Annotated in this window: 30 protein-coding genes; 3 read left to right on the top strand and 27 right to left on the bottom strand. The window is 43.3% G+C overall.

Annotated features, from left to right (window positions below; genetic code table 11):
- Positions 1-111: 111 nt before the first annotated feature.
- The 12 genes from D829_RS0106020 to D829_RS33635 form a co-directional block, all read right to left on the bottom strand.
- Positions 112-360: a hypothetical protein gene (locus D829_RS0106020; RefSeq protein WP_017687953.1), complete on the bottom strand. Its 249-nt coding sequence runs from the start codon at positions 358-360 to the stop codon at positions 112-114.
- Complete coding sequence (locus D829_RS0106015; RefSeq protein WP_017687952.1) at positions 357-593, bottom strand: hypothetical protein; 237 nt, start codon at positions 591-593, stop codon at positions 357-359. The genes D829_RS0106020 and D829_RS0106015 overlap by 4 nt, the downstream gene beginning before the upstream one ends.
- Positions 590-769 carry a hypothetical protein gene (locus tag D829_RS0106010; RefSeq protein ID WP_017687951.1) on the bottom strand — a complete coding sequence of 60 codons (180 nt, stop codon included), beginning with the start codon at positions 767-769 and terminating at the stop codon, positions 590-592. The genes D829_RS0106015 and D829_RS0106010 overlap by 4 nt, the downstream gene beginning before the upstream one ends.
- Positions 770-781: 12 nt before the next feature.
- Positions 782-1,006 carry a hypothetical protein gene (locus D829_RS0106005; RefSeq protein WP_152416952.1) on the bottom strand — a complete coding sequence of 75 codons (225 nt, stop codon included), beginning with the start codon at positions 1,004-1,006 and terminating at the stop codon, positions 782-784.
- Complete coding sequence (locus tag D829_RS0106000) at positions 975-1,295, bottom strand: hypothetical protein (protein ID WP_017687949.1); 321 nt, start codon at positions 1,293-1,295, stop codon at positions 975-977. Before D829_RS0106000 ends, D829_RS0106005 begins: the two co-directional genes overlap by 32 nt.
- A 184-nt stretch (positions 1,296-1,479) precedes the next feature.
- Complete coding sequence (locus D829_RS0105990; RefSeq protein WP_017687947.1) at positions 1,480-1,659, bottom strand: hypothetical protein; 180 nt, start codon at positions 1,657-1,659, stop codon at positions 1,480-1,482.
- Positions 1,660-1,785: 126 nt separating this feature from the next.
- A complete protein-coding gene (locus D829_RS0105985; RefSeq protein ID WP_017687946.1) occupies positions 1,786-2,586 on the bottom strand; it encodes a DNA adenine methylase in 801 nt (266 codons plus the stop codon).
- A 29-nt stretch (positions 2,587-2,615) separates the two neighbouring features.
- The gene (locus D829_RS0105980) at positions 2,616-4,034 is read right to left on the bottom strand and encodes a DNA cytosine methyltransferase (protein WP_017687945.1); all 1,419 of its coding nucleotides are present in this window, start codon (positions 4,032-4,034) and stop codon (positions 2,616-2,618) included.
- 88 nt (positions 4,035-4,122) lie between these two features.
- Positions 4,123-4,788 (bottom strand): HNH endonuclease signature motif containing protein, encoded by a 666-nt coding sequence (locus D829_RS0105975; protein ID WP_017687944.1) that lies wholly within the window; start codon positions 4,786-4,788, stop codon positions 4,123-4,125.
- A 61-nt stretch (positions 4,789-4,849) separates the two neighbouring features.
- Positions 4,850-5,032, bottom strand: a complete 183-nt coding sequence (locus D829_RS0105970) for a hypothetical protein (RefSeq protein WP_017687943.1) — start codon at positions 5,030-5,032, stop codon at positions 4,850-4,852.
- Positions 5,033-5,045: 13 nt separating this feature from the next.
- Entirely contained in the window at positions 5,046-5,225 is a 180-nt protein-coding gene (locus D829_RS0105965; RefSeq protein WP_017687942.1) for a hypothetical protein, read from the bottom strand.
- A gap of 113 nt (positions 5,226-5,338) precedes the next feature.
- Positions 5,339-5,500 (bottom strand): hypothetical protein, encoded by a 162-nt coding sequence (locus D829_RS33635; protein WP_193748451.1) that lies wholly within the window; start codon positions 5,498-5,500, stop codon positions 5,339-5,341.
- Between the two features lie 145 nt (positions 5,501-5,645).
- On the opposite strand from D829_RS33635, the gene D829_RS0105960 reads away from it, so the two are divergent.
- Positions 5,646-5,858, top strand: a complete 213-nt coding sequence (locus D829_RS0105960; protein WP_017687941.1) for a helix-turn-helix transcriptional regulator — start codon at positions 5,646-5,648, stop codon at positions 5,856-5,858.
- Positions 5,859-5,885: 27 nt separating this feature from the next.
- Here the strand turns inward: D829_RS0105960 and D829_RS0105955 are convergent, their stop codons facing one another.
- The 11 genes from D829_RS0105955 to D829_RS0105895 form a co-directional block, all read right to left on the bottom strand.
- On the bottom strand, positions 5,886-6,179 hold the full coding sequence (locus tag D829_RS0105955) for a hypothetical protein (protein ID WP_017687940.1): 294 nt from the start codon (positions 6,177-6,179) through the stop codon (positions 5,886-5,888).
- Positions 6,139-6,651, bottom strand: coding sequence for a DUF1064 domain-containing protein (locus D829_RS0105950; RefSeq protein ID WP_017687939.1), 513 nt, complete (start codon positions 6,649-6,651; stop codon positions 6,139-6,141). The genes D829_RS0105955 and D829_RS0105950 overlap by 41 nt, the downstream gene beginning before the upstream one ends.
- Positions 6,651-7,781, bottom strand: a complete 1,131-nt coding sequence (gene dnaN / locus D829_RS0105945) for a DNA polymerase III subunit beta (protein ID WP_017687938.1) — start codon at positions 7,779-7,781, stop codon at positions 6,651-6,653. Before dnaN ends, D829_RS0105950 begins: the two co-directional genes overlap by 1 nt.
- Before the next feature lie 128 nt (positions 7,782-7,909).
- Positions 7,910-8,845, bottom strand: coding sequence for a primosomal protein DnaI (gene dnaI / locus D829_RS0105940; RefSeq protein ID WP_017687937.1), 936 nt, complete (start codon positions 8,843-8,845; stop codon positions 7,910-7,912).
- A gap of 4 nt (positions 8,846-8,849) precedes the next feature.
- Entirely contained in the window at positions 8,850-9,875 is a 1,026-nt protein-coding gene (locus D829_RS0105935) for a replication protein (RefSeq protein WP_017687936.1), read from the bottom strand.
- Positions 9,876-9,902: 27 nt separating this feature from the next.
- A complete protein-coding gene (locus tag D829_RS0105930; protein ID WP_241230735.1) occupies positions 9,903-10,310 on the bottom strand; it encodes a hypothetical protein in 408 nt (135 codons plus the stop codon).
- 14 nt (positions 10,311-10,324) lie between these two features.
- Positions 10,325-11,023 (bottom strand): hypothetical protein, encoded by a 699-nt coding sequence (locus D829_RS0105925; protein ID WP_017687934.1) that lies wholly within the window; start codon positions 11,021-11,023, stop codon positions 10,325-10,327.
- A 578-nt stretch (positions 11,024-11,601) separates the two neighbouring features.
- A complete protein-coding gene (locus D829_RS0105910; protein WP_017687931.1) occupies positions 11,602-12,027 on the bottom strand; it encodes an ORF6C domain-containing protein in 426 nt (141 codons plus the stop codon).
- The gene (locus D829_RS0105905) at positions 12,011-13,147 is read right to left on the bottom strand and encodes a ParB N-terminal domain-containing protein (RefSeq protein WP_017687930.1); all 1,137 of its coding nucleotides are present in this window, start codon (positions 13,145-13,147) and stop codon (positions 12,011-12,013) included. The genes D829_RS0105910 and D829_RS0105905 overlap by 17 nt, the downstream gene beginning before the upstream one ends.
- Before the next feature lie 22 nt (positions 13,148-13,169).
- Complete coding sequence (locus D829_RS30490; protein ID WP_017687929.1) at positions 13,170-13,481, bottom strand: hypothetical protein; 312 nt, start codon at positions 13,479-13,481, stop codon at positions 13,170-13,172.
- Positions 13,482-13,492: 11 nt separating this feature from the next.
- Positions 13,493-13,726 carry a helix-turn-helix transcriptional regulator gene (locus tag D829_RS0105895; RefSeq protein ID WP_017687928.1) on the bottom strand — a complete coding sequence of 78 codons (234 nt, stop codon included), beginning with the start codon at positions 13,724-13,726 and terminating at the stop codon, positions 13,493-13,495.
- A gap of 202 nt (positions 13,727-13,928) precedes the next feature.
- On the opposite strand from D829_RS0105895, the gene D829_RS32815 reads away from it, so the two are divergent.
- On the top strand, positions 13,929-14,663 hold the full coding sequence (locus D829_RS32815; protein WP_017687927.1) for a helix-turn-helix domain-containing protein: 735 nt from the start codon (positions 13,929-13,931) through the stop codon (positions 14,661-14,663).
- A 137-nt stretch (positions 14,664-14,800) separates the two neighbouring features.
- Positions 14,801-15,976: a tyrosine-type recombinase/integrase gene (locus D829_RS0105885; protein ID WP_017687926.1), complete on the top strand. Its 1,176-nt coding sequence runs from the start codon at positions 14,801-14,803 to the stop codon at positions 15,974-15,976.
- Positions 15,977-16,094: 118 nt separating this feature from the next.
- Here D829_RS0105885 and glnA read toward each other — a convergent pair whose 3' ends face one another.
- From glnA to hflX, 4 genes are all read right to left on the bottom strand, one after another.
- On the bottom strand, positions 16,095-17,423 hold the full coding sequence (gene glnA, locus D829_RS0105880) for a type I glutamate--ammonia ligase (RefSeq protein ID WP_017687925.1): 1,329 nt from the start codon (positions 17,421-17,423) through the stop codon (positions 16,095-16,097).
- A 129-nt stretch (positions 17,424-17,552) separates the two neighbouring features.
- The gene (locus tag D829_RS0105875; protein WP_017687924.1) at positions 17,553-17,966 is read right to left on the bottom strand and encodes a MerR family transcriptional regulator; all 414 of its coding nucleotides are present in this window, start codon (positions 17,964-17,966) and stop codon (positions 17,553-17,555) included.
- An 82-nt stretch (positions 17,967-18,048) separates the two neighbouring features.
- On the bottom strand, positions 18,049-19,302 hold the full coding sequence (locus D829_RS0105870) for a methionine gamma-lyase family protein (protein ID WP_017687923.1): 1,254 nt from the start codon (positions 19,300-19,302) through the stop codon (positions 18,049-18,051).
- A gap of 83 nt (positions 19,303-19,385) precedes the next feature.
- Positions 19,386-20,672, bottom strand: coding sequence for a GTPase HflX (gene hflX / locus D829_RS0105865; protein ID WP_017687922.1), 1,287 nt, complete (start codon positions 20,670-20,672; stop codon positions 19,386-19,388).
- Between the last annotated feature and the right edge of the window lie 73 nt (positions 20,673-20,745).

Genomic DNA, 20,745 nt, shown 5'->3' with positions numbered 1-20,745 from the left:
TCAGCCACATCAGCAGTGCTGTTCCAGGATTTCCGTCCATCCATTCAAAGAATGTCATGTGTTATATCCTCCTTAGTAGGGAGAGGCCCAAAGGACCTCATCCCTCTTTTTTCAGTACAGGATGCGCAGTGCTTCGGGATCGTCCTCCTGGAAGTCCCGGTACTCCAAGCCCTCCTTACGGGTTGTGCTCAGGGAATCCAACGCTCTCTCGATATACTGATCAGATACTGTGTAGATTACAGGTGTTTCGCCTGATGCGATGAGTACCTTAACTTTTTCCAAGGACGTCACCTCACCGTTCAAGTTAATGTACTGTCCGGCGCGAAGATCGTTAATATGAATCGTCTTGATGCCCTTCATTGGTTCCCCTCTCCTTCCTGACCCAAAGCCTCCACAATGTTCTTGTGTGCCATCCCGTAAAACTTTTTGTCCATTAGCTTGAGTGCATCCGTGAGCGCCTTGCGTAGTCTGATGTTCTCTACATCCAAACTATCTGAGTATTCCAGCAGTTGAGCCACCGTAGCATTACCTGGAGCTGGTATAAATCCCGTGTTAACCATTGCTCTAATTTCTTGAAGGCGTTCCTCTGTCATGACTGTTCTTCCTCCCCTTCTTCATACCAAGTGAATTCGTCCCCGACTTCTTCCCAAACCCATTCTTTATAGGCCTCGTTTATTTCTTCTTCCGTAACATCATCATCAAATTCAAATGTTTCCTTGTAAGTCTGATACCCAACGCCTTTGTTCCGGCTGAACACGATCCGTTTCATGCTGCTTCCTCCCTAATCTTGAATCCACTCATACTCCATAAAGAACTGCTGGGATAGCATCTTCTCCAACTCTCCACGTCCGTCTATTGGGTTGTAGTAAACGTATCCGTCCCGGCACTCAGCGATGGCAAACACCTCGTCTCCGTCTTCAAGGTGCCTGTAGAATCGTGCCAGACGTCTCTTGATCGGTATGCCTGCCATCTTGCTAATCCATTTGGCGATACGGCATAATCTCATATCCTCTTTCGTGCATTTCTGTTGCAAATACGGTGACTGATTTCTCCCTGACATTGCCCTGCGCTCCGCTAACCGTGATCATGTATCCGTCTCCGATCCAACGGCTCTTAGCTCTGCAATACAAACCAGCTTCCTTTATCGCTTCCAGAACCTTGGTTTCCCGCGCTCTTGGCAACCGGATGAACAACTTATCTAGATTGGCTGTGCCTCCGTCCTGCATGCCTTCTGTTGCTTCCTTTGCGGCCTTGTGTGCTGCTTTCAGATCTTCGGTGAATTTTGTATAGTCCATCTGTATATCCCTCCAAAATTACTTTTTACTAAACTGTTTACGAAGGCACTTGTCACATACCACATATGACTTGTTTCCGAAGACTCTCACCCTGCGAGGGCATTGCATGCACTTAACCTCATGTGGCGCTAAAACTTTGAAGCCCATCTGTATCCCTCCTTGGTTAGAGGCCCGAGCCTCACAGCTATTTGTTTGAAGGCGGTGAATAAGAAATCATGTTTTTCTTGATGAACACACTTAGCGACACCGTTGGAACATCACGGTAGTAACACCAGGCTTCAAAGTCATTGGTGGTCGCCATTTCGATATCACCTGTTGATTCATTTCTCACAACGTATACAATGTCATTTTTAATTTCAGGCAAGTGTTATCTCTCCTTTGGTGGGCCTAAACCCAATAATTTATCTAATAAATGTAAATCGAGCGGTACCCTCCCAATTTTATTAACTTTGTAGTGTGTGGTGGGAAGGGAGGGTATTCCCTTCCTCTGTTAAAAAAGTGCCATCTGTCCGACTTTTCCAGCAGCTATCGGATTAATCCATAAAACCTCGGTCCGGATCCGACCAGCTTCTGCTTTGACCGACTTCGTTTCCCTGCGCCACTCTGCCAATCGCTCGTCATACATCGGATGCGCGTATCCTGAAAGTACAACCGGTCCAGGATGATCCATTAAAGCGTCAAGTAGTTCCGTGTGATCATCCTCATTCATTTCGTTCTTATACATCCGCTTACTGCGAGTTGATAGGATATATGGTGGATCTGCATATATAAGGACTTCGGGGCGTTTATATCGTTCAATCAGCTTCACAGCAGGCTGACATTCTATCTGCACATCCCTTAGGCGGTCCGTCACTTGCATGATTTTGTCCGGTAGCTTCTGCCAGTCACGAGCTGGATGAGGTGCGTTCAAATCAATGATGTGCCTCCATCCTGTCCGATCACTTGTTTTTCCGCCTCGGGCCATCCAGCAACGGACCAAGAATCTGCGTGCCCGTTCGATATCGTCCCCTTCGGTTTCATAGCCCTTGTAATACTCTTCTCGGGCATATGGAGTCCAATGAATAAGTCTGGCCAGTTCTTCGGGCTGATCCCGAATGATCTGAAACAGGTTAGATACCTCACCGTCCAGGTCGTTCACCGTTTCGAGAATAGATCTGCTTTTATTAAAAAGTATGGCTCCGCTACCGAAGAAGGGTTCCAAGTATGTGGTGTGATCAGGGAACTGGCTGATAATCCAATCCGTCATGCTCCATTTGCTCCCTGGGTAGTGTAGAATCCTGGGCATCTTCATATCTCCGCTCCTTCCTCTGTTATGGGGTGCTACATGCTGAATGCCATTTGTCCTTGCTCCTGTTCTGCGTAACGTTCCAGCGTCAGGTTGTTTCCCGATCCTGTGCAAAGCTCCGGCAGATTCGCCCGGAACATCGCCTCTGCAAATGGCGGTGGAACTGCGTTGCCGCAACGGGCTACCTGAGCTGATGCAGGATATTTATTGCCTCGTGCATCTCGGTCAATAATGTAACTGGATGGGAATCCTTGTGCCGGGTACAACTCACGGGCCTTCAGCATTCGGAACCCTATATCAACGATTTGATACGGCGTTCCTTTGATAAGCACCAACCCGAATCGGTCTTTAGTTGGTATGGTGTGCATCGGATCGTGAAGGCTCTGGCCCACTCCGGCACCGTAGTATTTAATGAGCAGCGCCCGAACCTCTCCAGCGTGTATGCCGCCTGCTGTGATCGTTGGCAAGGGTTGGTCTGTACCACTGCCGTAATTATCACCGCGAAACTTAACCAGATGACTTGTGACAAGCGCAAAACGATTCGCCGTACTGATTGTGTGCATTGGCTCATCCAAGCGCTGTCCCCGTGCCTCAGTAGGTGATACCTCGCCGTAATACTTGGAGAGAAAAGCCATAACCAATTCATCCCTGTTTCCAAGATTGCTCACAGCTGCATGATCAGGCACGATATAGGGATTCTCGTTTTCTATCACGAACCGCTGCAACCCTCTTGCTATGCGTTTTAATGTCTTCTCCACCAAAGGCTTTTCCCTAGTGAAAATAGATGGGCATTCAATGGACCAATCGATACATTCTCCTGCGTTCCTCCAAGGTTTCAGCAAACCACTTTTAACTTCTGGTGATTTTGGATCGCCATGGGTCGGTTCAGGCCACATAATCCGCTTGCCATCTGATCGCATTACCATGAAAAATCTCTCTCGGCTGGTTGGCGCCCCGTAATCACATGCTTTTAATAATTTGGTTTCAACCTGGTATCCTTGCCGCTTCATCGCATTGACGAAAGTGTTATAGGTAAGTGCCTTCCGTTTTGGATCAGGCTGTCCGTTTTCAAGCAATGGACCCCATGATTGAAACTCTTTGACGTTCTCCAATATTTGAACCCTTGGCCTTACAGTAGCTGCCCATTTAACAGCAAGCCATGCTTGGCCCCTGAGTTGCTTGTTCTTCGGCTTTCCAGCAGCAGCATTACTGTGATGAGTGCATGAAGGACTGAGCCAATTCAATGCAACCGGCCTGCCGGCGCACACCTCGCGTGGATCAACTTCCCACACATCCTCTTGATAATGGACCGTCTCAGGGTGATTGACCTCGTGCATCGCGATAGCTGCCGGATCGTGATTGATTGCTATATCTACGCTGCGACCGGTTGCCAACTCAATTCCCGTACTGGCACCGCCACCGCCTGCGAAATTATCGACTATGATTTCCTTCATGTGTGTCTTGTCTCCCTTCCTCTGTTATCCGGGGAACTACAACCCCAGATAACGTTATACATTCGTTGTTATATGAATTATTTTCATATTAATCATCGAAGTGTCCGTATCCAAACGGAACTTGATGCTTCTCTTCAACTCTTACGATATCGTTAATCAAAGTCTCGAATATTGCGATTTGTTTATCATCCATCATTTCAATAAGCCGAACCTCTTTCGCTTTCAACGAACGTCCTGCCGCAGAAGAGATAAGTTCTTTTACCGGGTTTAAAGTTTGCTGGCGGTTCTGTTTCTCCTGATCTGCTTTCTGCTGTACCTCTTGTTTCAGGTTGTACTCGCCCCAATCCTGTTCATCGAACCAGAATCGATCCCCATACTTATCGCGGAAGGCAGATATCCAAAACTGGAGTAATTCCTCATTCGTTTGTATCCGATCATGACAGGGCCAGCAGAGCCGCAGCCCGTTGGTTTTAACTCCGCGCCCTTTCCTTCCTCGCGGATATACATGGTGAGTAGTCGTCCCTTCCGCGATCTTGCAGCATTCACAAATTCCGTTTGATTCTTCGATAAGTTCAGCTATGACTTCTTTTGGAAAATCGCCGCGCTCTTTCGAGCCTGGTCTGGATTGGTGATGGGCTAAAATGTCCTTCTTCCATTCCGGTACAGGCTTTTTGTCTTTCTTACTCCGCCCGAAGCTGCTCATTTTCTTTTCTTTCACTTTTTTCTCAGGTTTCCAGAATGTCTGATGGGCCATTTCTTCATCCACCTTTCCTTCGCTTTCCCTGTCCTTATGCTTATATTTTGAACCTAATTCACTACATACCCACTACGGATTTTATAGGTTCCAACAATCCAACACGCTCTAAAACAGCGTAATGAGCCTGTCTTTCCTGAGAAGTGGCCTGTACTCCGTTTACTGTGTATCCAACATAAAAAGCAACGGCTTGTTGCACTTCAGTGGGTTGTTCATCGAAATTGTTCAAGTTTAGGGCACTCATATCCAAACCTCCTTTACAAAGCCGAAAGTTGACTCTGTTTTTCTTCAAACTTTGATTTTATATCGAGAGGCAAGTCACTAATCACTGCATCCCAAGTGCTTATCAATTTTTTGTTAGAAGAACTTAATTGTTTAACCTGCGCATACCTTTCAGATAAAGCTGCGGAGAATTCATCTTTCTCAGCTTCAGTCACATAGCACACCTCCCAATTGACTATTAAGTTCCAGTACAATGTTGATCGTTCCAGTAAAGCGTTTCTTAGATGAGGTAAGGAAATATTTCCTTTACCTCTGAGTGGTGCCAACCTCACTGGACATATCCAGTGAACGCTCTGAGCCTAATGGCCTGTTTCCGTTCGCTCAGACGAACTTTCAACTCTCTAATCCAGATGGTAAGTAAAGTGAGGTCGTATTCAAATTCCCAATATCCATCGGTCCAGTATGGTGTTTCTTTGTAAGTTCTTCTCAAAGTGATTCAGCCCCCATTATTATATTCGTTATCGTATTACGTATATTTGTTCTTGACTCAATCATATACGATATCGAATATTCAGTCAATCCATCTTGCTAATAAATATTCGTTATCGTATAATCTCTTTGAAAGGGTGGCTGCTATGATTAACGTGAAACCTAATTTAATGCCTCTTTTAAAAGAAAAGGGGATTACTCAACAACAATTATCAGAAATGACCGGTATTCCTCAGGGAACCTTAAGTCGATTTGATAGAAATACTCGTCATGAATCTACACATTTGTTCACTATTGCAAGAGCATTAGGTATAGGTGTGGAAGATTTGTTTATAGTGCAGGAGCAAGAGGATAAGTAAACCTCTGTGCTCCTTTTTAATTTCCATTCAGACGGGATTCTTAACTTCTGGAAGCTCCATCGTATCTCCCTCTTGCCGAAACTCGATTTGATTTGGATCGTGTGTTGGACCCCAATGACCGTTTTCCTGTAAGATCTGCACAACGTCTTCAGCGTAAGTTTCGTCTGTATTTACAACCAGGTACATGTTGAACCCAACTTTCCCCTCCGAAACTCGACCATACTGAATTTTATGAAACAAGCGCAGCAAGTCTTCTTTCTCCTGTTGGTTAAGATGCTTATTAATGTCCTCGTTTTTGATTACGGTATGTTTGATTTTCATTTTGATTTCTCCCTTCATCTACTCGTTTTTTAAGTGCATTCGCCGCCCGTTTACGCGCTGATTTTTCCTTCTTGTATTGTGCAAGAGGAATGAATTCTCCTCGCTTTTTAACAAGTATATCTATTGGTAAAGTCGGATATTTAGCTTGGAATAGTTTCAGTTTGACTCGGAATGTGGAGGTCTCCACTCCTTTAATATCCACCACCCGTTGACTGTTATCTAATTCTGTTACTAGGAAGTCAGCAGTGTAAGTGACCTTCGGTTTCTCTTGAAGAACAAATTTAGGATGACATTCGAAGGCTTTAATCTCCCCAAACCTCTTTTGCTGGAGAAGGAGCTGATAATACTCTCCCTCAGCTATGCTATCGAATCGTATACCGGTTATATCCAGACTGTGCTTTTTAACGATCCATTCCGAGAACAATGTCCCGTCTTCAGTGACGATCACTTTGGTTGCATTGTATTTGTTCATTACACTTCTTCCGTCCTATAAGGAAGTACAATGTGGAGTGATCTCTCGTCACTTTCATCCAAGATATAAATTGGCTTCAACTTGCCAGGGAAAACCAGTGTCACCTTATCTCCTTCTAATGCTTTGATAGCATCTATGAAGTACTTGGAATTCAGGGCAACGGCAAAATTTTCGCCTTTAAACGAAACTGGAACTATACTCTCAATTGCCTTTCCAGATTCTCTCCCTTTGCCGCGAATGCTCACTTCATTCTCTGTGATACTGATGACGATCTGGTTATGCTTTTCTTCCTTGGCAAGTGTGTATACGAGGTCAAGACAACTCATTATCTCTCCTTTATCTACGATCACCTCGGTAACACCATCTGGCACAATCGACATCCGGCTCACATCCGGGAACGCCCCCTCCAACACTCGGGAGTAAAAGGTAAAACGATCTGTTCTCGCAAATACATGTACCACGGCCCCGGTAGAAGATTTAGAGAATCCGAATTCAAGATTGTCTTTATCCAAGATTATCTTCTGCAACTCACCCAATGCCTTGGCCTCAATGACAGCTCCACCCAAGTTACCTACTTCTGTGTGCTGCTCCGTTTTTGCAAGTCTGTGCCGGTCTGTCGCTTCAATGCCAAATACTCCGTCATTGATGTATACATGTGCTCCGGCCAGGATTGCCGCATTCTTCCCTGTTGGATCAGCAGCATAAGTCGCTTTTCTGAATAGCCGTTTAAGTTCTCTGCCTGTAGTCTCAAATAACTCGCTGTCATCAATGTCAGGCACCCTCGGAAACTCTTCTGGATCAAATACACCCATGTCAATTTCCTTCTTCCTAGAAATGATAATCGCGTTGTTGCCTTTTTTCTCAATGCTCACATCACCATTTAGTTTCTTGATTACTTCAAGGGATAGCTTAGGGAGTGCGATCTGACCAGGCGATTCAACTTGAACGTGTTCACTGAAAATGTATGACTGTATCGTTGTACGTGTATCCGTTCCAGTGACCTTAACACCTTCTGTACCAGCCTCGATTAAGAAGCAATCCAGAATAGGCATAATGTTCTTGCTTGCAATGGCCTTGCTTGCATCTTCCAAGGCTTCTGCCAGCAGCTCACTATCCACGACTATTTTCATAAGGTCGGATTCCCTCCTTCACAGCACTTTTAGCATTAGGATTGCATGCTGGACACGGACCCAACATCATCATTGCACCATTGAACTGGTACGTTACCTTTTGACCGTTACATGTTTTGCACATTCGGTTATCCCCTCCGTCTATTTCTTCCACCTACTGGCAGCAACTTTACAAATGGTTCGATCCGCTCAATGATCCGAGCTGCCTTCTTCTCATCCTGAGATCCCTTGGCATTGGCAAAATGTTTGAACAACTCTTGTATCGTTAGATTGGATGTGTAGATGGTCGGCAACCGCTCCATACGTCTCTGGAGAACCGGACCAATAACTTCATCCCTTACCCAACCACTCATCGACTCTGCCCCAATATCATCCATGATAAGCACTGGTACCGTTCTGAGAGCATCCAGTTTCTTTGCTACGCTCTCTTTGGAGCCAATGGCATCCTTAACCTCTTCGATAAAGTCAGGTACGTACACCATGAGGACATCCACTTCACATTTAGCTAACTCCCGTGCGATAGCTCCGGCAAAACAGCTCTTGCCCACTCCCATTGGGCCGTACAAATACAATCCTTGTACCGTTTCTTTGGGAACAAATTCACTACAAAACTTCACTGCTCCCGCAATAGCTGCCATCCTCGGAGGATCAGGTTCAATGTCGTCAAAGGTGGCGTTCAAAATATGCTCAGGAATGAAGTGACTCTTAATTCGTTCTCCTATGCCCTGTTGCCGCTCGTAAGACTTCAACAGCTCGCATTTTTTAAGCCTGAACACCAACTCGTCCTGTTTATCTGGGCTCGGTTCTTCAACGCTCCTATGACCCTTCTGGACGTTCTGACATCCTATTAGACCGGGGCACGTCTCGCATGCATCACATTGAGCCAAATGTTCGGATACATCCCTGTATCTTCTAGGGCTTGTAAGGTCTCCCGATCGATCAGGATAGGCTTGTCTGAGCCGTTTGATTTCCGGATGCCTGTCAATCTGCTGAATAGCTGCCTGCCTTCTTTCTGCAAACCTTGGGGGAATTAGTGCCTTGAGTTCCTCCTGAAAGCTGCCCATGTACTCACTCTCCTTGCTTCGACCTTAGATCAGCCAGCATTTGTTTTAAATCATCTGCGGTCACGTTAGATACCGGTTCAATCGGCGCATTTGGTACGGGAGTCGTTATTTGAATTTCTGCTGTGTCTGAAACCTCACGTTTGGCATGCAGTGAATATACAACTGTTGCGCAGTAACTCAGGTTTCGTATCTGATCCCATTTGTTCTTGGGTTTAAAATTGTCAAACGATTGGTCAATACCATCGATAACTGTTTGGAGCGGAATCCTCTCAGCTATGAATTGTTTAACCGCATCTTCATCGTTTAAGGTTATCTCCAGTCCCTTGCCTCTTCTCTGGAGATAACGAGCTGCCACTTGATTACGATATTCCGTTTGGGAAACCTCCCGATCAGAGTCAGTATCTGCTTCGGGTTTAGGAACAGAATCCGGGTTTCCCGTGTACGGTTCAAATACCGAATCGGGATCAGTTAAACAACAACCAACTTTAATAATGTCTTTAAACATGTCTTTAGAGGTGCCTTCAGCCTTACTCCCACAAGGGATTGGACTCTCTTCGACTTCCACTTTTCGTAACTCATCAGTTACACTTTTCGTAACTTCGGAGTTACACTTTTCGTAACTTTCATCTTGTTCTTCACTTTCTGGAGTTACACTTTTCGTAACTTTTTTACTGCCTATATTTAAAGAGATAAGTTCTGAAAATTTTTCACGATCCCACTCTTTCACAAGACTGACACGCCATTCATCATAGTTTTTGTTGAGAGAATAGACCTGTTTGCCATCCCAATAAATTACCTTACATTGTCCCAAGTAAGTGATCTCTTTTTTAGCGTCCTGTATGCGTACTCCACATAGTTCGAAATGCTTCAAGAGAGGGATAACTGCCTCTTTCTTCTGGCAGCCATACGACAGCCTTAGAATCAGCTTGAGAATCTTTTGTTGCCTTTCTGTGAACTTCCGGCTGATTATCTCATCCCATATTTCATTAGCAATCCCGATGAATCCATTCTTTAACTGGGGACTTGCCACTCTCCTCACCCCGGAAAATTCTGATTACTATCTCTTTCCACTGGCTGGATTGTTGAATTCCGCCAGAAGAACCTTCAAGCTATATTTCAACGAATTGATAACCTGATCATTACTTTCCACTGCGTTATGCCAGCGAACCTTGTCTGCCTCAGCATCAGCTTCCTTAAGACGAATCTCAATGATTGCCAGCTCCGCACGCTGAGCTTTGTCTTTGCCAGCAGCAAGGTATGCTTCTGCATACTCACGCTTTCTCTGGGCGTAGATACGTTTATAGTCTCTCACTGCTTCAGCAGCTCTACGGCCCAAAATAACCTGTACCTCGGTCAAAAACTCGATCTTCCGAGCCAGTGTAGCCGGATAATCGTGACTGCACTGTTCTGCTAGGCTGTATAACTCACCTAATGTATATTGTTTTTGTAGAGACAATGCAGTCACTCCTAAATTAATCTTTAATAATCATCACCGTAATAGGTATCTACATCATCTTCATCGACAACAACTTTCGCTCCTGTCGCGAAAATTTGGAACATTAATTTATCAAAGTCATAAAATGATGTCATGATCTCGTTGTTTTTAGATAAATCATGACTATCAATTTTAGAATTATAGACATGACCCTCTTTATCTAAGTGAAGTTGATACTTGTAATTGTATTTTGATCTGCTAGAGCGCCATGATTCTGTCCCGTCACTTTCAGGATCAAAGTAAATATGCTTGTAACCGTAATCGCTCTCTTCAATAATGAACCCTATTTTTTCGCCATCTTTATCGCGATCCTCGTTTTCGTCCTTTTTCATAGCCTCAACTAATTCAGATAACTTGTATTCTGACTTGACACCAACGAGCATCCTTTCCATATTTTCTTTGATTTTTTGGACGCCCTGAATATGCAGTGCAGTTTCCAATTGAGACTTCACTTCATTCAGAACCATGAGATTGTATCCGCCAATTCCAAGTTTGCTCATATCAATTTCGAGTTGTTCTTTTACTTGGTTTTCCAACTCTTTACGGAAATCTCCATAGGAGCCAAAGTAATCTTCAACGACTTTTTTGATAGTAGTCTCCAATTGCTTTTTAATAACTCCTTCCACAAACCCATCCTTTTGGATTGTCTCCATAGCGTCACTTACCAGGTTATTTAAATTCATATTTTCATCCCCTATTTTCAAATTTGGAATTGCATGGTATACTGCCGTTGAATTCTTTTTTTAATGATCGTGTTGGTAGCACGATTAACCTAAGGACTCATTTGATACTGTTGTTGCGGTAGACTCTTCTGCAATAGTAGTTACAAAAGAGTCCTTCTTCTTTTGGATCAGGAAATCTCTGGCCGGAGAACACATCTCTATCACAGTGTTTACACAATCCAATCACTGTCCCTTCAACCTTATAACCTGATGGTTCTTTCCAGATTAGTCCTTCATATTCTGCGTTCTTATCGATTGAGCGTTCTAATTCCTCAAGATCGTTACGGAGCATCTTAATTTGTTGTTTGATGGGTTTGATGCTGCGTTCCATTGCTAATGCATCAATCGCAGTATCACATAAATCCCTAATTTGTCTTCGCAATACTCTGGTTTGCAACAAATCGTGAGAACGTATCATCATTTCTTTTTAGCAATGTTCCGAGTGATTATGGCATGCTGCAATGGCTTGTGTGACCAGATAAGTGCCAATTCATCCAGAGTCATAAATTTGTATCCCATCGGTTTCAACTCCTATCAGATCAGATGTAGTCTTCTGGACGAAACTCCTTAATGAATTCAACCGCATCATCAAAGTCGATACGCCGTACATGGCTGTATTTCGCTACCTCAAACCGATCTTTCAGTTTACTCCAGACCATCCTACGATAACGACCAACCAGGACCTTGAATTTCTCGTCAGACTCTTTGTACCTGTCCTTTGTTAACGAGTTCGACTTCTTGCGGACAAGAGACTGGAGTTGGTAGCACTCCGCATCCGTCAGCGTTACGCTGTCTCGAACCTCCTGCACCATCATCTGAACCTCTCCGACCTTTTCAGCAACGTCATCTTGCATTTGTTTCATGCCATCCCATAATCCTCGGATAGCAACTCCCTGTGCCTCTGTAAGCTGCAACTGTCTTTCAACGATTGTCAGATAGTCAGGCTGATTAGGAATCAATGTCATGTCTGTCTACCACCTTTCTTGAATTAATTGCCGGACGAAGTTGGTCTATGAAGGATTGGAGCATATCAAGACCTTCTGATAGTCGTTTCTTCTCACTCGTACTTGCGCCGGATACTGCACCTAGCATGAACGATGTAATCCCAACCTTCTGGAGAAACTGCTTCACATGGATGCTGACCTGTATGGTGTTGCTATCAGCTTCGAAGCGAAGTTTCTTCATTTGAGCGGTCGCCTGTTGTTCATCGAAGTCATCTGACTGCTGGAGCTTTATAGTCTCCAATTCTTCTTTCGTCCGCTGATAACCGGCTTTCAGTTCTTCTACCTTCAGACGCTCAGCCTCAACATCGTCCTGAAGCTTGTCCTTCCAGTATTGATCACGCTCTTTGATCTTCTTAGCAGCTTCTTGAGATTTCTGTTCGAGAAGAACTTCTGTCTCTTCATCTCGGCGTTCTACTGCCGCCGCTACTGCTTCATCCACCTGATTGGCTGGGATCGCATCCTTGTATCGCCGTTGAAGTTCTTCTTTCTCTTGTTCAGCTTGAGCTGCCCGCGTTTCTGCTTCTCGGACTGCGGCTTCAAGACGTTCTTTTGTTTCCGTAAAAGCCTTATGTGTTGAAATGATTCCTGCGTCGAGTTGCTGAATGATTTCCGGAGTGGCGTTCTCCATGATAAATTTGGCTTTATCATACGTTTTACCAGAACCAAATCCTGCTTGTTCTGCAACGATATCTCGAACTTGTCCGGTCGGCTGCTCAGGAACATTTTCCTTGCCTCCTGCCATCCGTTCTTTGGCCTTAATTCGTTCGACTTCCTCAAGGCGTTTAGCCCATTCCACACGCTCCGAGAAGGTAAATTCTTTCCGGTGCTCGTTCTCTGAAATTTCTAACCGGAGTTGGTGCTCGTAATCTTCAATTTCCATAACCCTAACCATCACTTCTTTTCGACCAAGGTGTTGGTGAGCGCGTAATCGGCGTTCTCCAGCTACTAATTGAAAATCAGGAGTTATTAATATAGGATTGATAAGTCCGTTCCGTTCAATGTCTTGCGCCAGTTCTTCAATGCCACTAAAGTCCTTTCGAATGCGGTCATTAACCTTTATTTTTTCAATAGTAATTTGCAATTTTTTAATTCTCCTTTACAGATTAATTGTTATTCTTCCTTCTGGAGAATCCAACTGTTTGATTAGAGGAGTTTTCACTTATCCAATTGAAAACTAGATCTCTCGGGTACCTCGCTCGAATTAATTTGAATTTAGGAAAAGAAGTATTTTCCACAAGTTTATTTACTGCTGACGCTTCTACTTGAAATATATCCTTCAGATCGTTTTTAGTGAGTACAAGAGGATAGTCGTACTTGACTCTCCCCTCTTCGACTCCGATTTCATATGCTTTTTTCACAAGTTCTTGGACATACTTATCTACGTCAGGAATATGAATTGTCATGTTAGTTTCCATCTCGTTCCTCCTTAGCAGTTGGTCACCTTTTCCAGATACCCAGCTCTCATCATTAAATCCTCATAATTTAGATTTAAGGCAACCGAGAATTTTTTTAATGTATCGGGTTTGGGCATCCCCCGCTTACCTGTTTCGATTCTTGAAATCTGTGCGCAACTTACTCCCGATAATTCAGATAATTCGATCAAATTCAACCCTTTTTTTTTACGTTGTTTTTTTAGATATATCCCAAACATATTAGCCATTTTTTCACCACCTTTTTCCCTCTGGGTAAAACAATATCAGTATTTTTCATTTTGGTAAAATGCTATATTTCGCCAAATTCTGCATCTGGCTCATTGATTACGCTGTTTTTCATCAGATACCTTCTGTATTCTAGATTTCCTGTTTACCCCGAGGTAAAAAGATGGTATTATAATTACCAATAAGAAAAAAGGTGGAATCGTCGTGTCTAATGAACTTGGTACATTGATTAAGAATGCCCGCGATTTAAAAGGATTCACTTTGATAGACGTCTCAAAAAAATCAGGAATAAGTATTGCTCAACTCTCAAGAATCGAGACTGGAAAACGCGGCGCTCCAAAACCAGATACTTTGAAAAAGATATCACTAGCTCTAGATATATCTTTTAATGAATTGATGATTATGGCAGGTCACATAAATGAAGATGATAATGAACCCTTGAAAAGAATCGATCATTTTAACTTGAATTCTGATCTTGACGAGAAAATAAAGCATGTAGCAGCCATGCTTACTGACGAGAAAGGATTATTTTTCTCATATCTACAAGAAGATGCAATTGAGATTTTTAAAAATATTCAAATTAATGAGGAGTCCACAGCCTTTTTTGAAATATACGAAAGAGGAGTAAATGAATTTAAGGATGATCCTTTAACTCTAAATGAAATTACTGAAGGTTCTTTTAACTTAGTTTGTAATTTCGAGGTTTTGTCAGAAATCATACTTGAAAAGTTAAGTTATGAGGAAAAAGAAATTTTGTTAAAAGAGTTAACTTCAATAGCTAAAAAACATGAACTTTACAAAGAAGATGAAAATGACATTAAAGATTTAGAAGAATTTCTTAATCAACCTGAAATTAGTTTTAACGGAAAACCAATTTCTCAAGAACTTAAACAGCGTATTTTGGGATATGCCGAAGCATTGACTGACCAAGACAAATAACTTCATAACACTAAGATTAAAATCTTCTCACTTTTAGGTTTCATAGCCGTAAGGCTATTTCCTATATGTAAAAATAGAACGTATATTCTTATAAGGAGGGTTGGCAAAAAACAATCATTTCGAGGGGAGATTGTAAAATGGCATCTTACATCAAATATAAAACAAAGAAAAAAGGAACACTCTGGATGTTCAAGATTGATACAGGAGTTGACCCTAAAACAGGGAAGAGGATAAATACAACACGCAGAGGATTCAACTCTAAAACAGAAGCTAAATTGGCTGCAGAAGAATTAGAAATCCAAATTGAAAGCGGAAATCTCGCAAATCAAAGCAAGGACATATTGATTAAGGATTTTCTTATGGATTGGCTAGAGATTTACAAAAGGAATACTGTTAGAGAGAACACTTTCAAGCAACACAAATATGGAGTGGAAAAATACTTGGTACCAAACCTAGGCTTTATTAAGGTTTCGAAGCTCACAAACGCTCAATATCAAACTTTCGTTAACGGGCTAATCACACATCTCAGCAAACGTACAGTTGAAATTATCCATACTACAATGCAGAGTGCTATGTACAAAGCATTAGATCTTGAAATCATTAAGAAAAATCCTTGTTCTAAAATAATTATCCCGGATCCGAATTTAAATAAACTGAATACTTCAGACCCAGCTAACTTTCTTACTAAACAGGAAGTGTTTGTTTTTTTGTCAGCGGCATTAAAAGATAATCCTAAGTATTACTATTTTTTCAAAACTCTTATTGAAACTGGATTAAGAAAAGGCGAAGCACTTTCGCTTCAAAGAGATGATATAGACACGGCGGAAAGGCGAATTTCAATCAATAAAACAATTGTGTACAATCAGTTTGATATAGAAAAATTATTTGCGCCTCCCAAAACCGCGGCTTCAAAAAGATCCATTATGATAACTGAAAGTTTAGCTAAAGAATTAAACGAGCAAATCCTCATACAAAAGGAGTTCGAGAAACAAATTGGAATTACCGAGGAAACAAGCTTGAAATTGGTTTTTAATCGAGGTGATGGTCGCCCTTTTGCAAAATCAACGTTACAACGAGCGCTCAAAAGGATCTGTAAAAATGCTGGAATAGATAAAGATATCACTGTTCACGGACTCAGACACACACATGCTGTTATGATGTTAGAATCCGGGGCAAGTATGAAAGAAGTCCAGGAAAGATTAGGACACGCTTCTATTGAAGTCACGTCTGATATTTACGCACATATTACAGAAGTGATAGAAGTTAGAAGCATAGATAAATACTCTTCTTACATGGACTATCCAGAAGAATAGATTGATTTAATAGTCGCGGTCAAAACCGCGGTCATAACAAATATCCCACCGATATTTCTCTAAAAAGAGAAAAACCTTGGAACGCTGAAAATCCAGCACTACCAAGGTTTAGATATCCCTAGTACAACGTGATATATTGATCGCGTTCCCATTGGTGGACTTGTGTTCTATACATATCCCACTCAATTTCTTTCAGCTCATAGAAGTGAGCCAAGGCGTGGTCGCCGAGAGCATCACAGATGACTTCGCTACGGATCAATTCATTCAATGCTTCTTTCAGGTCAGCTGGCAAGCTTGGAATGCCTTCTTCCACACGCTCTTCTTCTGACATGATGTAGATGTTACGGTCAATTGGAGTTGGTAAGGAAAGCTCACGTTTGATTCCGTCCAGACCTGCTTTCAACAAAACAGACAAAGCCAGGTAAGGGTTAGCAGCCGGATCCGGGTTACGAACCTCAACACGTGTACTCAGACCACGGGAAGCTGGAATACGAATCATTGGGCTACGGTTACTAGCAGACCATGCTACATAACAAGGTGCTTCATAACCTGGTACAAGACGTTTGTATGAGTTCACAGTTGGGTTAGTAATTGCTGCAAACGCACGTGCGTGCTTCAGAGTTCCAGCCATGAAGTGACGAGCAGTTTTGCTCAGACCCAGCTCGTCCGACTCATCAACGAATGCGTTCTCATTGCCTTTGAACAAGGATTGGTTACAGTGCATACCGGATCCGTTCATACCAAACAGCGGTTTCGGCATGAATGTAGCATGTAAACCATGCTGACGTGCAATCGTTTTAACAACGAGTTTGAACGTTTGGATCTGGTCAGCTGCTTTCAGAGCATCAGCATATTTGAAGTCAATCTCATGCTGACCTGGAGCTACCTCATGGTGGGAAGCTTCGATCTCAAAGCCCATTTCTTCAAGTGTGATAACGATGTCACGACGACAGTTTTCACCAAGATCCGTAGGCGCAAGGTCGAAATAACCACCTTGGTCATTCAGTTCGGTAGTCGGGTTTCCCTTTTCGTCTGTTTTGAACAAGAAGAACTCGGGTTCAGGACCAACGTTGAAGGAAGTGAATCCCATTTCTTCGGCTTCCTTCAGGTTTCGTTTCAAGATGCCACGTGGATCTCCCGGGAACGGATTACCATCTGGAAGATATACGTCGCAAATCAGCCGTGCAACACGGTTCTCTGCAACCCATGGGAAAATAAGCCAAGAATCTAGATCTGGATAGAGGTACATGTCGGACTCTTCAATACGTACATAACCTTCAATGGAAGATCCATCGAACATCATTTTGTTATCCAGAGCCTTAGTCAACTGACTCACAGGAATCTCAACGTTTTTGATAGCTCCAAGCAAATCAGTAAATTGCAATCGAATGAATCGTACGTTTTCTTCTTTCGAAATGCGGAGAATGTCTTCTTTTGTATAACTCACTATAACCTCTCCCTTTCTTATCTGCGTATTTGGCTTGCCTGTTATATTTGTACATTAGAAAGTTCCATGGGTCAAGGAGTCTCACACCAAAAGTGCATGTTTTCCCCTCACTCGCCAAGTTATGCGAATTTAATTTTTATTAAAGAATCGGGAAAGCTCTCCCTGAATGAGAGATACTTGTCCTGGTCTCTTACCTGATACAAGCTGCTGCTTCAGCAAGCGGTGCAACTGCGTATCGGACAGCTCTCTGCGTTTAACTTCAGTATCTGGCGTGATAACTGTAGCTTCCTCGGATTCTTTTGAAACAGGATTCATCACTTGTTTGATCCCCGCGATGTTAACTCCTTTTTCAATCAAAGCCTTGATCTCTAGCAATCTCTCTACGTCATTAAAAGAGAATAACCGTTGATTACCTGACGTTCTCGCAGGAACGATCAAGCTGTGCTGCTCATAGTAACGAATCTGACGTGCAGACAGATCCGTAAGTTTCATTACAATACCAATTGGGAATAAGGCCATATTTCTGCGGATTTCATCACCCATGTTCATCAACCTTCCAGTCATCTATTCTTCACCCTATTGTACATTTAGTTATTACCAAGTGTCAATGACGTGTTAGATAAACTCACAATAATTTACGATCTTTCATAGTCTGTAACGCCATCAAAACGCCATATTTAACATGAGAGTACGTTAATCCGCCTTGCATATACCCGATATACGGCTCCCGAATAGGCGCGTCGGCTGATAATTCCAGACTTCCACCCTGAATGAACGTACCTGCCGCCATAATGACAGGGTGCTCATAACCAGGCATATCCCACGGTTCAGGAACCACATGGCTATCCACAGCTGCTGCACGCTGAATCCCCTGCACGAAGGCGATCAGATGCTCGGCAGAGCTAAACTTAACAGCCTGGATCAGATCTGTGCGAGCTTCATTCCAGGCGGGTTTGGTTACAAATCCGGATTCAGCAAACATCGCAGCAGCAAACGTACTTCCTTTGATAGCTTGTCCTACAATTGTCGGTGCCATGTAAAGTCCTTGGTAGATGCCACGTGTTGTCCCCAGCATTGCTCCCACCTCTCCCCCAATTCCAGGGGCTGTCAGACGATAAGCCGCCAGCTGTACGTACTGTTCCTTCCCACATATGTATCCACCGGTTTCCGCAATGCCTCCACCAGGATTCTTGATCAGTGACCCGGCCATCAGATCAACTCCGACTTCTGTCGGTTCACGTTCCTCCGTGAATTCACCGTAACAATTATCTACGAATACGATAACATCTTCCTTCAGCGCTTTAACACGCTTAACCATGTCAGCAATCTCAGCAACACAGAAGGACGAGCGCCAGTCATAACCACGTGAACGTTGAATCCCAATGACTTTTGTAGCCGGTGTGATGCTTTTCTCAACTGCTGCCCAGTCCACTCCACCTTCATCAGTTAAGGCCGTCTCACGGTAACCGATGCCAAAATCGCGTAATGAACCTGTGCCATCACCGGGTTTGCCAATAACTTTATGTAATGTGTCATAAGGCTTACCCGTGATGTACAATAATTCGTCACCTGGACGCAAAACTCCAAAGAGAGCTGTACTAATCGTATGAGTACCTGAAGCAAAATGAGGACGCACCAACGCGGCTTCCGCGCCGAAAACATCAGCATATACTTCATCAAGCACTTCACGCCCACGATCGTTATAGGCATAACCTGTTGAACCTGCAAAGTGAAAATCACTTACTTTTCGCTGTTGGAAAGCATTAATCACCTTCCATTGATTGTGATCTGTGATCCGATCAATCTGTTGCAGTTGTCCTTCAATCTGACGCTCCACTTGACGTTGAAGTTCAGATATTCCTGAATCAAAACTTACCATCTTACTTCATTCTCCTTCATAGCACGAATCTGACGTCGAATATCCATTATCGTGTAACGTATCCCATCAATATGTCATGAATATTACAATTCAATGAATTCTTCAAGTATATAACCAAATTTCTCATATTCACCTTTTTGCAATTCAACTTCATAAATTACATCATTCTCTTCAAAGCTGGTATCCACTACGTCACCAATTTTGTAGAGTACCGACGTAAGATCACCACGTTCTGCCGGAATACGGAAGCGCTTCGTATCACCTGTCAGCTCTGCCTGAATGAATTCACGGATTTTAAGCAGATCCTCCGAGTCTAATGCGCTTACTTTAATATGGCCTTTATCCAATGGAAGCATCTCAAGCTGCTCTGGTGTGCACGCATCTTTTTTGTTATACAGGACTAACTGCGGCTTGTCCCCTGAACCAAGTTCTTGCAAAATTGTATTAACCGTCCGCATCTGATCTTCACGCATAGCTGATGAGGCATCCACAACATGCAGGATCAGGTCTGCTTCATTCACTTCCTCCAGCGTTGCCCGGAATGCTGCAATCAGATCATGCGGTAGATTTTGAATAAATCCAACCGTGTCGGTAAGGACGATTTCTTTTCCACTTGGAAGTTCCATCGTGCGTGATGTGGGATCCAATGTAGCGAATAGCTGATCTTGAATATACACATCTGCAGCCGTCAACTGCTTGAGCAAGGTTGATTTGCCAGCATTGGTATAACCAATAAGAGCCACCTGAACAATACCTGTCTTTTTACGGCGTTCACGATGCAACTTGCGATGACGAGTCAATTCTTCTAGATGACGCTTCAGATCATCGATGCGACCACGGATGTGACGGCGGTCTGTCTCCAGTTTGCTTTCACCCGGGCCTCTTGTTCCGATTCCGCCCCCGAGTCTGGACAGGTTCTTGCCATGACCCGACAACCGTGGCAGCAAATAGCTATGTTGAGCCAATTCCACTTGAATAATACCTTCTCTAGTGTTGGCACGTTGTGCAAAGATGTCCAAAATCAATTGGGTACGGTCAATAATTTTGAGATCGAGGGTTTCTTCCAGATTACGAACCTGTGCACCTGACAATTCCTGATCAAAAATAGCCGTAGTTGCTCCGAGCTCCTCCGCGATTGCACGGAGTTCTTCCACCTTACCTTTACCAATGAACCATTTAGTATCACGTTTTTCCCTGTTCTGAGAAAGTACACTTAGCACTTCCACTCCAGCTGTCTCGGCAAGTTTCACCAGTTCCTCTAAAGAGTACTCAGGGTTGATACCTGTACGTTTTACATCATCCGTAACAAGACTCACCAAGACGGCGCGATCTTTTTTGACCATATCTGTATCATGCGTGCCATTTGTCATGTATATGTTCACTCCCTCTAATTACTAAATTAATCCGTTGATATACATTGCCACGAATATGCCATGGCATGCC

It is taken from the genome of Paenibacillus sp. PAMC 26794, assembly GCF_000316035.1.
Taxonomy (GTDB): Bacteria; Bacillota; Bacilli; order Paenibacillales; family Paenibacillaceae; genus Paenibacillus.
This window is presented reverse-complemented; position numbering and strand designations above follow the sequence as displayed.